Below are 645 nucleotides of genomic sequence, written 5' to 3'. Positions count from 1 at the left end.
TGCCGCTCGGATGCGCCAGACGCTCGCCCGTGTCGAAAGGCAGATCGTCGCCCTCGTCGTCGAGCGCGATCGACGGGGCCTCGACGGCGCGGCGGCCTTCCATCGAAGGTTCGACGCGTTCGCCGGAGCGGGTCGCGGCGCGGGCGCGCACCGGCTCGTTCAGCGTGCCGAACTCGTCCTCGTTGAAATCGTAGGGCTGCTCGATGCCGCGCGCCTTGCGGCGCTGGCCGGTCAGGCCGAAGATGCGGCGGACACGCGCCTGCCCAGTGTACCAGGCATGCGTCATCGCGCCGGCAAACACGGTGAGCGGGCCTTCCCGCTCCTCGTCGTCCTCTTCCTCGGCCACCGTGCGGGCGCGGCTCTGGACGGGAACCGGCGCAAAATCCTCCTCGTCGTCGATCGTCACGGTGCCGACGAGGCCGGCGCTGAAAACCATCAGCCAGGCGGCGGGAAGGGCGATGATGCCGCCGAGGATGCTCGCCAGCATGCCCGTCGGATAGGCGCCGGTGAAGAGCGCCGGAAAGCGCAGGATCATGTCGCCGAAGACGCCGCCGAGCCCCGTCGGCAGCGGCCAGGTGACCGGACCGGGCACACAGGCGAGCGCGGCCGAAGCGAGGATCGCGCCGCCGAGCCACGCGGCCGCGC

General features: G+C 71.8%; 1 pseudogene. It reads right to left on the bottom strand.

From position 1 onward, the window contains the following. Window positions 1–645 (bottom strand): annotated as a pseudogene (locus tag ACOZKU_RS27595) (cell division protein FtsK); the annotation flags it as partial.

Origin of the sequence: Shinella sp. M31, assembly GCF_049199205.1 — a bacterium.
Lineage (GTDB): Bacteria > Pseudomonadota > Alphaproteobacteria > Rhizobiales > Rhizobiaceae > Shinella.
This window is presented reverse-complemented; position numbering and strand designations above follow the sequence as displayed.